12 protein-coding genes are annotated in these 12,704 nt (G+C 30.0%); 4 read left to right on the top strand and 8 right to left on the bottom strand.

The genetic code is table 11. The features are described 5' to 3' along the window. A partial coding sequence (locus tag ABY863_RS10130) for a ZIP family metal transporter (RefSeq protein WP_372794439.1) occupies window positions 1-250 on the top strand: 250 nt, incomplete at its 5' end. A gap of 171 nt (window positions 251-421) precedes the next feature. Here the strand turns inward: ABY863_RS10130 and feoB are convergent. From feoB to ABY863_RS10115, 3 genes are all read right to left on the bottom strand, one after another. Next, the gene (feoB, locus tag ABY863_RS10125; RefSeq protein WP_372794437.1) at window positions 422-2,533 is read right to left on the bottom strand and encodes a ferrous iron transport protein B; all 2,112 of its coding nucleotides are present in this window, start codon (window positions 2,531-2,533) and stop codon (window positions 422-424) included. Between the two features lie 8 nt (window positions 2,534-2,541). After that, window positions 2,542-2,766, bottom strand: coding sequence for a ferrous iron transport protein A (locus ABY863_RS10120; protein ID WP_372794435.1), 225 nt, complete (start codon window positions 2,764-2,766; stop codon window positions 2,542-2,544). Window positions 2,767-2,836: 70 nt separating this feature from the next. Further along, entirely contained in the window at window positions 2,837-3,514 is a 678-nt protein-coding gene (locus tag ABY863_RS10115; RefSeq protein ID WP_372794433.1) for an SCO family protein, read from the bottom strand. A gap of 158 nt (window positions 3,515-3,672) precedes the next feature. Between ABY863_RS10115 and rseP the strand changes: the two genes are divergently transcribed. Next, complete coding sequence (gene rseP, locus ABY863_RS10110; RefSeq protein WP_372794431.1) at window positions 3,673-4,986, top strand: RIP metalloprotease RseP; 1,314 nt, start codon at window positions 3,673-3,675, stop codon at window positions 4,984-4,986. Window positions 4,987-5,233: 247 nt separating this feature from the next. Here rseP and ABY863_RS10105 read toward each other — a convergent pair whose 3' ends face one another. Further along, window positions 5,234-6,205 (bottom strand): endonuclease/exonuclease/phosphatase family protein, encoded by a 972-nt coding sequence (locus ABY863_RS10105; RefSeq protein ID WP_372794429.1) that lies wholly within the window; start codon window positions 6,203-6,205, stop codon window positions 5,234-5,236. Between the two features lie 669 nt (window positions 6,206-6,874). On the opposite strand from ABY863_RS10105, the gene hflX reads away from it, so the two are divergent. After that, complete coding sequence (gene hflX, locus ABY863_RS10100; protein ID WP_372794427.1) at window positions 6,875-8,086, top strand: GTPase HflX; 1,212 nt, start codon at window positions 6,875-6,877, stop codon at window positions 8,084-8,086. Here hflX and ABY863_RS10095 read toward each other — a convergent pair. Continuing rightward, window positions 8,083-9,180, bottom strand: coding sequence for a CNNM domain-containing protein (locus ABY863_RS10095; RefSeq protein WP_372794425.1), 1,098 nt, complete (start codon window positions 9,178-9,180; stop codon window positions 8,083-8,085). The genes hflX and ABY863_RS10095 overlap by 4 nt on opposite strands. 488 nt (window positions 9,181-9,668) lie before the next feature. Next, complete coding sequence (locus ABY863_RS10090) at window positions 9,669-9,995, bottom strand: winged helix-turn-helix transcriptional regulator (protein WP_372794423.1); 327 nt, start codon at window positions 9,993-9,995, stop codon at window positions 9,669-9,671. A 136-nt stretch (window positions 9,996-10,131) separates the two neighbouring features. Here ABY863_RS10090 and ABY863_RS10085 point away from each other — a divergent pair, with 136 nt between their 5' ends. Further along, window positions 10,132-11,127 (top strand): YhdH/YhfP family quinone oxidoreductase, encoded by a 996-nt coding sequence (locus ABY863_RS10085; RefSeq protein WP_372794421.1) that lies wholly within the window; start codon window positions 10,132-10,134, stop codon window positions 11,125-11,127. A gap of 71 nt (window positions 11,128-11,198) precedes the next feature. Here ABY863_RS10085 and ABY863_RS10080 read toward each other — a convergent pair whose 3' ends face one another. Together ABY863_RS10080 and ABY863_RS10075 are read right to left on the bottom strand one after the other, a co-directional pair. Next, window positions 11,199-12,008 carry a type 1 glutamine amidotransferase domain-containing protein gene (locus ABY863_RS10080; protein WP_372794419.1) on the bottom strand — a complete coding sequence of 270 codons (810 nt, stop codon included), beginning with the start codon at window positions 12,006-12,008 and terminating at the stop codon, window positions 11,199-11,201. A gap of 15 nt (window positions 12,009-12,023) precedes the next feature. Further along, window positions 12,024-12,704, bottom strand: a 681-nt coding sequence (locus ABY863_RS10075) for an iron-containing alcohol dehydrogenase (RefSeq protein ID WP_372794417.1), incomplete at its 5' end; no start/stop codon positions are given.

Genomic DNA, 12,704 nt, shown 5'->3' with positions numbered 1-12,704 from the left:
GAAAAGTTTTATGTATGGGCAATCTTCTGCTTTGGTAGAGCCTATTGCTGCAGTAATTGGAGCTTGGGCAGTAATTGCTTTCCAACCTATTTTACCTTATGCATTAGCTTTTGCAGCTGGCGCCATGATATTTGTAGTTGTTGAAGAAGTAATCCCAGAAACACAACAAGATAAATACACTGATATTGCTACATTAGGATTTATTGGAGGTTTTATAGTAATGATGACTTTAGATGTTGGATTAAGCTAGTTAGGAATTGAGAAGTCTAAAATTCAACAAGCTATAAGTAAATTGAAATTCAAAAAAATTAACATCCACAATCTGAATCGCATTTTCCTTTCTTTTTAGTCTTAAAAAAATATTTTTTAACTAAAAAGCCAATAGCTAATCCAAGCGCTATGTAAGTTAAAATATCTTGCATTAGCTTAAGATATTAAAGGCTAATACTGCAGATACATAGGCTAATATTCCCATTCCAACTAACTGTAGAATAGGCCATTTCCAACTATTGGTTTCGCGTTTTACAATGGCTAAAGTTCCAACACATTGCATAGCGAATGCATAAAATAGCAATAAAGAAATTCCTGTTGGAAAATTAAAACGTTTTTCTCCAGTTTCAGGGTTTACTTCTGCAGACATGCGTTGCTTAATGGTTCCTGTATTTTCACTATCATTATCAACATTATAAATAGTTGCTAACGCACCTACAAATACTTCACGAGCAGCAAAGGAACTAATTAAAGCAATTCCAATTTTCCAATCGTATCCCATCGGCTTTATTACTGGTTCAATAGTTTTTCCCATATACCCAATATAAGAATGCTCTAATTTATAGGATGCCACTTTCTTTTGAAGTTCTCCTTTTGACAATTGTGTGCTTTCTATTTGAGCTGCAATAGTTTCTTCAGCATTTTTAAATTTTGAAGGTCCATTTGAAGCCAAAAACCACAATACGATAGAAATTGCTAAAATAATTTTTCCTGCTCCAAAAATAAAAGCCTTTGTTTTTTCAACTACTTCATAAAAAATATTTTTTATTGAAGGTATTTTATAATTTGGCATTTCAATTACAAACAATGTTTTACCTTCAATTTTCAATACTTTATTTAATAAAATTGCTGAAAAAATTGCTGCTGTGAAACCTAATAAATATAAGGCCATCATAGTTAACCCCTGTAAATTAAGAATACCTAAAACAGATTGATCAGGAATTATTAAAGCTATTAAAATAGCATAAACAGGTAAACGTGCAGAGCAGGTGGTAAATGGAATTACTAAAATTGTAATTAATCGTTCTTTCCAATTACCTATGTTTCTTGAAGCCATAATTGCTGGAATTGCACAAGCTGTTCCTGAAATTAAAGGGATTACGCTTTTACCGCTCATTCCAAATTTTCGCATTATTTTATCCATCAAAAATACTACGCGGCTCATATATCCAGTCTCTTCTAATATGGAAATAAAAGTAAATAAAATAGCTATCTGAGGTATAAATATAACCACACCTCCAATACCTGGGACAATACCCTCGGCTATTAAATTTGTAAAAGTTCCAGCTGGTAAAACAGTTTTCACCCAAGAACTTAAGTTTGCAAAAGCCGTATCAATTAAATCCATTGGATAGGTAGCCCAATCAAAAATACCTTGAAAAATAAATAATAATATTAATGCAAAAATTACATATCCAAAAATTTTATGTGTTAGCACTCTATCTAAGATTCCTCTTAAGTCAGAAGCTTTAGACTTATCAACATTAAAACTTTCTTTTAATACATCGTTTATTATTTGATATCTTAAAATTGTTTCTTTGTGCTGGTATCTTTTTATACAACCTAAATCTTCTCTAAATGTTAATACTAACTTTCGCTGTTCATTCGTTAAAAAATCAAATTCATTATTCTGGGTAATTAATAACCAAGATTTGTATAATGGAAATTCTGGAAAAGCATTTTTTAATCTTGTAAAATATTCTTTATCTATTCTATCCGTTATTTTTCCAATAGGTGTAACATCTAATTTTTTATATTCTAAGATTGTAGATTTTAATTCTTCAATACCAATATTTTTCCTTGCACTTGCTAAAACAATCTTTGTGTTTAACTTTTCTTCTAATTGTTTTACATCAATATTAATTCCTTTCCGTTTCATTTGATCAATCATATTGATAACCAAAATAGTTGGAATTTTTAAATCTTTTATTTGTGTAAATAGAAGTAAATTTCTTTTAATATTTTCAATTTCAACAACAACGATGATAACATCGGGAAAACCACTCTTTTTTTCATCCAATAGAGTATCTAATACCAAGGTTTCATCCAAAGAAGTTGGATTAATACTATAAGTCCCTGGTAAATCAGTGATTTCTGCTTTAACAGTATGGCTTAATTTACAAATACCTTGCTTTTTTTCAACTGTTATTCCTGGGTAGTTTCCAACTTTTTGTTTTAAACCAGTAAGTTGGTTAAATATTGAAGTTTTCCCTGTATTTGGATTCCCTATTAAAGCAACTTTTACAACTTTTTCATTACTCATTAATACTATTACTTTACAACTGTTATTTTTTCTGCAGTTTCTCTCCTAATAGCTAAATGACTTCCATTTACTTTAATATACAAAGGGTCATTAAGTGGTGCAGTTTGAATTAATTGAACTTCAATTCCAGGCAAACAACCCATTTCAAGCAATTCTAAAGGAATATTTTCTAAACAAAGTTTTTCTATAAAAGCTTTTTCTCCAATTCGTAAATTTGCAATAGTTTTAAACATTATTAAGAATAATTATAAATAGTGAGCAAATATACTAAATTAGAATCATTCTAAACAATGACAAATATCACTAATCCTTAAATTCGTTTTGTAAAATTTTAATATCTGCTATTAAACGTTCAATATCTTCATTGTCTGTACCATCATAAAAACCTCTAATTTGTCTTTTTTTATCAACCAACACAAAATTTTCAGTATGCACAAAATCTTGTAAACCTCCATCTCCTTCATCTAAAACAGCAAAGTAACTTTTACGGGAAAGATTATAAATATGCTTCTTATCCCCAGTAGTAATGTTCCATTTGGCGTCTATCACTCCTTTTTTATCTGCATATTCTCTTAATACAGAAACACTATCCATAACAGGTGTAACTGAATGTGATAAAAACATCACATCATCATCATTTTTAAAAACTTCTTGAAGTTTACCAATGTTATTTGTCATTACTGGGCAAATAGTCATACATCTTGTAAAAAAGAAATCAGCTACATAAATTTTACCTTCATAATTTTTTTGAGTAATTGTATCACCATTTTGGTTAATCAAACTAAAATCAGCTATTTTATGATTTCTTCGTATGTGAATAATACTTTCGTCAACCAATCTAGGGTTTACATCAGACGGATTATATACTGGCAATCTTTTTTCGGGAGTTAGTAATGTATAAATTGCATAGATCATAAGAACTGAAAACAACGCCATAATAGCTAATGTTGGAACTGACTTTTTAAAAAACTTTAAATCCATTTTATTTAATAAATTAAGGTTCAAATTTAATACAATTGTCTTTCATTGTACCTATTCAATTCTAAAACTTTGTTAAAAGTCTTTGTTCAGTAGTTTTTTAGGTTTTACAACTGTATTTAAAACCGTACATTTGTGCGATTTTATTTTTGAAAATATATATGGAGATAGTTATAAAAGCAGCACAGTTTATTTTAAGTTTATCGTTTTTAATAGTATTGCACGAATTAGGACATTTTATTCCTGCAAAAATATTTAAAACTCGTGTTGAAAAATTTTACTTATTTTTTGATTATAAATTTTCTTTACTTAAAAAGAAAATTGGAGAAACAGAATATGGTATTGGTTGGATTCCATTAGGAGGTTATGTAAAAATCTCTGGAATGATAGATGAAAGTATGGATACCGAGCAACTGAAACTGCCTGCGCAACCTTGGGAATTTAGATCCAAACCAGCTTGGCAACGTTTAATTATAATGTTAGGTGGTGTAACTGTAAACTTTATTTTAGGTATTTTAATTTACATTATGATCACCTTCGTTTGGGGAATTGATTTTGTGAATTCATTAGATGTAAAAGACGGATTTTCAGTTCACGAATCTTTCAAACAATATGGATTTGAAGATGGTGATAAAATCTTAAAATTTAATGGTATTGAGCCTTTAGATGTAACTGATGTTAACAAACATTTATTTTTAAGAGGAATTACATCATTAGACGTACTTCACCAGAATGGTACTACAGAAACAATAACTATCCCAGAAAATATTGGAGAAGTAATGTGGGAAAATGGAGTTATGAAACCTTTTGAAGTTAGAAGACCTGCAATAATAAATTTGGTTACTGAAAATTCCCCCGCTAAAATTGCAGGAATTCAAGTAAATGACAAAATTGTTTCCGTAAACAACACACCTATTAACTATTGGAATGAGTTTTCTACATTGGTTTTAAACTCAAAAGAAGAAATTACACTTGGCATTGAAAGAGATTCAAATATTCTTAATATTACTGTTAAACCAGGAGAAAACAATCAAATTGGTGTCTCTTATAATGTTTTAAGTGGTATTAATTTACAACATAAAGATTATTCGTTTTCAGAAAGTATTTCAACAGGAAACTCTATTGCTATTTGGACTTTAAAAGATTATATCACACAGTTTAAATATGTGTTCACTAAGAAAGGTGCAACTAGTATTGGTGGTTTTATTGCTATTGGAAATATTTTCCCGGCAACTTGGAGTTGGCAAGCTTTCTGGAGTATTACAGCCTTTTTATCTATTATGCTTGGTTTTATGAATTTATTACCAATACCAGCATTGGATGGTGGTCATGTAATGTTTACTTTATACGAAATGATTACAGGTAGAAAACCAAATGATAAGTTTTTAGAATACGCCCAAATTACTGGATTTATTCTTTTAATTGCGTTGCTTCTTTTAGCGAATGGAAATGATATTGTGAAGCTATTTTCATAATTATACTTCTTTTTTAAAAAATACAGTTAACCCATTAGGTGCAATTACTTTTTAATGATAATTTTTTTAGTCCGAGTGATTTAAGATAGAAGATTGTATTGAGAACAGAAAAATTAATGTTAAAAAAGGTTCTCGATACATCGCCAATACGCCAACTGGGCTCTATCACTAAAAATGTTCACTGAACATTTTTAAACGTTCAGCCCTGCTCCGTTTTACTACACAAAAAACACTCGAACTGAAGTTTTTAATTTCTTTTCAAATATACATATACGGGAAAATGATCACTAAAACCACCTTGATACCATTTTCCAATATAGGTTCTAAAGGGATTTCCTTTGTATTTTCCTTCCCATTCTTTTATAAAAAGTCTATCAAAAACTTCAGCATATTTAAATGAATGTTTTTTCTCTTCAATTGTAAAGAAATTTTTTGAAAATATAATCTGATCAAACAAATGCCACGTTTTTTGATGATTCAAAGTGCCATTTCCAGTATTAATTAAACGTTCCATAGGATTGTAAAAAGTGTCATTTACCAAATGCTTTTTTACACTTATATTTGAAGGATCATCATTAAAATCACCCATAATAATAATCTTTGCTTCTTCTGTTTCAATAGTTATTTTTTCAATAATACTTACCACTAATTCAGCTGCTTTAATTCTTTTTTCTTCTGTTAAATCTTCACCACTTCTTCTTGATGGCCAATGATTAACAAGTACATGAACTAATTCTCCATTTAAATTCCCTTTTACCAATAAAACATCTCTTGTATAGTCTCTTTCTCCATTGTTACCTTCTAAATAGAGCGGGAAAGTTTCAGAATGTAACAATTCAAAAAGTTCTTTTTTATAGAGTAATGCCACATCAATTCCACGTTCATCTGGTGAATCGTAATGCACAAATCCATAATGATGATTTTTTAATTTATTTGAAGCCACTAGATCATTTAATACAGCTTTATTTTCAACTTCAACAACACCAACAATTGCTGGTGCAAAAAATGATTTTTCAGTTCCTAATTGAGCAATAACATTGCCTAATTTTCTTATTTTATTTTTATAACGATAGTTGTTCCAATTCTTTTTGCCCTTTGGAGTAAAATCATCATCTAAAGTATTGGGATCATTTTTAGTATCAAATAAATTTTCAAGATTGTAGAATGCAATAGTATAAGCGTGGCTATTTTTACCAGGAGATTTAAAGTATGAAAACATAGATATTAAACATGGTGTTAAAGGTTCTATTTGCTAAAGTAAGCATTTTTAGTTTTAGTTATAAAACCAAATAAAAATCATTAAGGCATTAAATAATAATGGAAATTTATAGCTTAATTTTCAAATTGAAATGTAAGAAGAGATTGGTTTGTTGAAGTTATTAATAAATCTAAAAACGTTTAATTACCATTATAAACGATGCTATTGATATTTCTAAAATAGAAATCTAGTCAACTAAAAGTTAATTTAGAAAATGTGAATGTCGTTAAAGCATTGTAAGAAATAGTTGAAATTCAAAAAGAAACAAACACGCTTTTATCAACTAAAAATATAGATCTTAAGTTAAATTTACCCTCTACTACTAGAGATCTATTTATAAAGAACGATGAAAATCTATTTTTAGCGTTTTATATAAAAAATACGGATTTTGGGATTCCAAAAAAACAAATTCAAAATGATTTTTGATTGTTTTTTTCAGACAGAAGATAAAGATTTTAAAATAGGTAATGGTTTAGGTTTAAATATTTATAAAGATTTAATGCTTAAATTAGTGAGGTGAAATATGGTTAGAATTAGAAGAGGGTGTTCGAACAACTTTTCATTTTAAGCTACCTTATTAAAAAAGTATCAATTCATATTTTCAAGTAAAGTATTTTGTAAATTTGCAGAATGATAGAAGAAAGAGAAGTATCATCTGAAAAGGCTGTATTAATTGGTGTTGTAACCCAACATCAAGATGAAGAGCAAGCGCATGAATATCTAGATGAATTAGAGTTTTTAACACTAACCGCTGGAGGAATTGCCGTTAAACGATTTACCCAAAAGCTAGAAATGCCACATCCTAAAACCTTTATAGGAACAGGAAAACTAGAAGAAGTACGAGACTATATGCAGGCTCATCATATTGAAACTGCTATTTTTGATGACGAACTTTCTTCATCTCAATTAAGAAATATTGAAAAAGTATTAAACTGTAAAGTATTAGATAGGACTAATTTAATTCTTGATATTTTTGCTAAAAGAGCTCAAACTAGTTATGCACGTACCCAAGTTGAATTAGCGCAATGCCAATATTTATTACCAAGATTAACACGTCTTTGGACACACTTAGAACGTCAGAAAGGAGGAATTGGTTTGCGTGGACCTGGTGAAACAGAAATTGAAACTGATAGACGAATTATTAGAGATAAAATTGTATTGCTAAAAGAAAAATTAAAGATTATAGACAAACAAATGGCCGTGCAACGCAAAAACCGCGGAAAAATGGTGCGTGTTGCTTTAGTTGGTTACACAAATGTTGGAAAGTCTACTTTAATGAACGTAGTGAGTAAGAGCGATGTTTTTGCTGAAAATAAATTATTTGCAACTTTAGATACCACCGTTAGAAAAGTAGTGATTAAAAACATCCCTTTTTTATTAACAGATACTGTTGGTTTTATTAGAAAACTACCAACCCAATTGGTTGAATCTTTTAAATCTACCTTAGATGAAGTTCGTGAAGCAGATTTATTATTGCACGTAGTTGATATTTCTCATCCTAATTTTGAAGATCATATTGCTTCGGTAAATAAAATTTTAGATGAAATAAAAAGTAGTGACAAACCAACTATTATGATTTTCAATAAAATTGATGCTTATCAACATGAAACAATTGAAGATGATGATTTAGTTACAGAAAAATCTAAAATTCATTACACTTTAGCCGAATGGGAGAAAACTTGGATGAATAAAATGGATAATAAGTGTTTGTTTATTTCGGCTTTAAATAAAGAGAATATGGAAGAATTTAAAGAAAAGGTTTTTGAAGAAATAAAGAAAATTCATATTTCACGCTTCCCTTATAATGATTTTTTATATGACGAATATACTGAGGAAGATTAGTTTTTTTCCTTAGTATTTTTGTCTTTAAATAGCAAGCCTAATTTTTTAGCTCTTGCTTCCCAATTTTTACGTGCTAAGTTTTGTAAATCATCAACTTTATCACTTTCGTCCATAATTTCTAAGCCTAGTAATGTTTCAATAACATCTTCCATAGTTACCAAACCGCTTGTTGTTCCATATTCATCAACAACCAAAGCCACATGTTCTCGTTCCGCAATAAATTTCTCAAACAAATCAGGAATTGGTAAATTTCTATTTGTGACTAATATTTCACGTTTTAATTCTAAAAGATTTTTCTCACCATTTCCCTTAATAATTTCTTCTAAAAGTTCACTTTTGATTACAAAACCAGTAATATTATCTGAATTTTCTTTAAAAATAGGTATTCTTGAAAACTGAAGTTTAGGATGTTTTTTGTAAAAAAATTGTATTGTATCATCTTCAGATGCAGTAAGCATCACTGTTTTTGGTGTCATTATATCTTTAGCTTGAACTTCTTTAAACGTAAGTAAATTTTTAATAATTGTACTTTCATTTTCTTTAAAAACTCCTTCTTTTTCAGCAATATCAGTCATTGTGTGAAACTCTTCTCTACTTAAAACAGAACCATGTATCCCTTTACCTCCAATCAATTTAGTTGTTAACTGCAACAACCATAAAATACCCGTCCATTTTAATGGGAAAATTAATAAAACTAATGCTTTAGATGTAATGTTTGCAAGTTGTTGCCAATATTTAGCGCCAATTGTTTTTGGTATAATTTCAGAAACTACTAAAATTAAAATAGTCATAATTGCAGATACAATACCAACAATATTTACTCCAAGAATATTAACTTTATAATCTAATGTTTCTGCTTGTACACCAACCATAATGGCACCAACTGTATGCGCAATGGTATTAATTGTTAAAATAGCTATTAAAGGCTTGTCTACATCATTTTTAAAATACTCAAGGGTTTTCGCAAACAATTTACCTTCTTGCTTTTTTATGGTAATAAATGTTGGGGTAATACTTAATAAAACAGCCTCAAGTATTGAACATAAAAATGAAAAAAAGATTGAAACTGCAGCATATAAAAGAAGTAAAGACATTTCATATTTATTTAGAAAGCAAATTTAGTTAATATTAGCTCAACTTTAAAATAATTCATATTCACTGAAAAAAGATAATTTAATAGCGAATACAATTCATTCTCTTGAATCAAAAAATCATTATTACTTTATAATTGTTCAGGTTGTTTATTGAACAAATCAAACCAAGATTTGTCCTTATCTGAAGTTTTTAAAAAAGTAGCGTAGTCTATTAATCTATGACGTCAACTTTAAATCCTTCAACAACATATTCACTGTAGCCTGTAGTGAAAATTCTTTTTGGTGGGCTTATTAATGACTTTACTAAATCCACCCCATTTAAATCGGACATATCAATATCTACAAATAGTAAATCTACCGTGCTGTCATGTAAATAAGTAATGGCCTCTAAAGGATTTTAAAAAGAGTTTTTAAGCTCTAAAAAAGCTGTCTTTTAAATATAACTAGCCAGCTGTTTAAATGCGTTATCTAATGCTAAAGTAAAGAAGTTAGTTTTCTTCCGAGGCAATCCTATTTTCAAAAATAATTCCACCTTTAAACATTCCTTTTAAAAAAGGGTGTATTTCTTCTCCTAAATCAGTTAAGCTATATTCAACTCTGGGTGGAACTTCAGGAAATACTTTTCTATTAATTAAGTTATCAGCTTCTAATTCTTTCAATTGCCTGCTCATCATACGCTCACTAATATCAGGAATAAGTCTAAGCAATTCGCTATATCTTTTATGACCTTCAGAAAGGTGTAAAATAATGGTGCTTTTACGTTTTCCTTTAATAGTATTTATAAAAGTATCTATAGGACAATAACTTTTTTTCATTTTCTTTGCTTTTAAAACCTTGTATCTATACAAAACAGTACAAAATGTTCGTAAGTGCATAATTTGTAAGCTCTTGTGTACACCAATTTATTGGTCGAAATTTGTTGTAAATTTAATAAAAAGCAAGGAAACAATTATGATAAATACTAAATCAACCTTCAAAGCTTTTAGAGTTGAAGAAGAAAATGAAAAATTTATTTCAGCAATAAAAGAAATGCCTTTTGAAGTAGTAGAAGAAGGAGAATTACTAATTAAAGTACATTATAGCTCATTAAATTATAAAGATGCTTTATCGGCAAGTGGAAACAAAGGAGTTACACGGAATTATCCTCATACTCCAGGAATTGATGCAGTTGGCACGGTTGTTTCATCTAATTCTGAAAAATTTAAAATTGATGATGCCGTTATTGTAACTAGTTATGATTTAGGGATGAACACCAATGGAGGTTTTGCAGAATATGTGAAAGTTCCTGAAAGTTGGGTGGTTAAGTTACCTAAAAACCTTTCAATGAAAGAAGCTATGATTTTTGGAACTGCGGGTTTAACAGCTGGTATGTCAGTTTTAAAATTGGTTGAAACTGTAAAACCTGAAGACGGAAATATTGTTGTTTCAGGAGCTACTGGTGGTGTAGGTTCATTAAGTGTGTTGATATTAAATAAATTGGGGTATAAAGTTACGGCAATAACAGGGAAAGATACTGAAAAAGAATATTTAGAAGGCTTAGGTTTGGAAGTAATTTCAAGAAAAGATTTTGAAGAAATGCCAAAAAAACCATTATTAAAACCACTATTTGCTGGTGGAATTGATACTGTTGGAGGTGTTATTTTAGAAAATATTATAAAAACGGTAAAGCCATTAGGTGTGGTTACTTGTTGTGGAAATGTGGCTTCTCCGAAGCTAGATTTAACCGTATTTCCTTTTATTTTAAGAGGAATATCTTTAATTGGAATAGATTCTCAAAATTACCCAATGAACTACAGAGAGCAAGTTTGGAATAAATTAGCTGATGAGTGGAAGCTTGAAAATTTAGAAGATAATTGTACCACCATAACTTTTAATGAATTAAGTGAGAAATTAAACTTAATGTTAGAAGGGAAATTAAAAGGAAGAACCGTTTTAAAATTGGTTTAAAATCTTCAATAAATAATAAAAAAAGCTCATTAATTTTCATTAATGAGCTTTTTAAAATTAAAGTGATATTATTATTTCTCTAATTTTTTTAATAACAATTCCGCTACCAATTCTGATGAAGCAGGATTTTGACCTGTAATTAATAAGCCATCTTCTAAAGCATAAGGCGCCCAATCAGTTCCTTTTGAATAGGTTCCTCCGTTTTCTTGTAACATATCTTCTAGTAAAAACGGTACAACTTCTGTTAGTTGTACGGCTGCTTCTTCAGAGTTGCTAAAACCGGTTACTTTTTTACCTTTTACTAAAGGAGAACCGTCTGCTTTTTTAGGGTGTTTTAAAGCTGCTGGTGCGTGACAAACAAAAGCTACAGGTTTGTTAGCATTGTAAAAACTTTCTATCAATGCAATTGATGTTTTGTCTTCAGCTAAATCCCATAACGGTCCGTGACCACCAGGATAAAAAACAGCATCATAATCTGCTGGGTTTACAGTTGCTAATTTTACCGTGTTTTTAATAAGCTCTTTTGTTGCAGTATCTTTATTATATCTTTCAGTTGCTGGTGTTGAAAAGTCGGCCAATTCACTTTTTGGGTCAATTGGTGGTTGCCCTCCTTTTGGCGATGCAACAGTTACTTTTACACCTTTATCTACTAAATAGTAATAAGGGCTTGCAAATTCTTCAATCCAAAAACCAGTTTTTTCTCCAGTTTTTCCTAAATCTTCGTGACTAGTTAATACAAATAATACGTTCATAGTTTTTTCTGTTTTATTAATAGTTTCAGTTGCTGCTGCATCTTCTGCTTTTGGCGTTTGTTTTTCGTTTTTACAACTTGCAGCTGTAATTATTGTAAGAACTACCATTAAATATTTTATTGTTTTCATAATTTTCATAATTTTTTAATAACTCATTTCTACTATTTTTTCCACATCGCTTGGTGTCACATTTTGGCGTTCTCCCAAACCTTTCCAACCACGTTCTGTAAACCGTTTTGAAATAATTTCAGCAGTTCCTTTATAGTCATCTGTATATTCAGAAAGTGACGTTTTTATTCCCAAGGAATTGTAAAAGGCTTTGGTTTTTTCAATTCCGGCTTTAGCTTTTTCCTCTAAAGTGCCATCGGTAACTTTCCAAACACGTTCAGCATATTGTGCTAATTTTTCTTTTTTATTTTCAAAATTATAGGTGTAATGGTTAGGTCCGATAATCGCCAAGGTTCTTGCATGGTCTATGCCAAATAAAGCAGTTAACTCGTGACCCATCATATGCGTTGCCCAATCGGATGGAACGCCTTTTTGAATGAGACCGTTTAATGCCATGGTGCAACTCCACATAAAGTTTGCTGCGGCATTATAATCAGATGGATCTTTCAATATTTTTGGTGCAACTTCAATTAAAGTCTGCAAAATACTTTCTGAAAAACGATCTTGAAGCATCCCGTCCACCGGATAGGTAATGTATTGTTCCATCACGTGGGTAAAAGCATCAGCAATTCCGTTTTCAATTTGACGCCGTGGAATTGATTGTACTACTTGCGGATCTAAAATAGAAAACACAGGAAACAAACCAGGACCGCCCAT

Source organism: Lutibacter sp. (assembly GCF_041562875.1).
In the GTDB taxonomy this organism is placed as follows: Bacteria; Bacteroidota; Bacteroidia; order Flavobacteriales; family Flavobacteriaceae; genus Lutibacter.
Note: the sequence above shows the minus strand (reverse complement) of the source record. Positions and strands in the feature narration are given on the sequence as shown.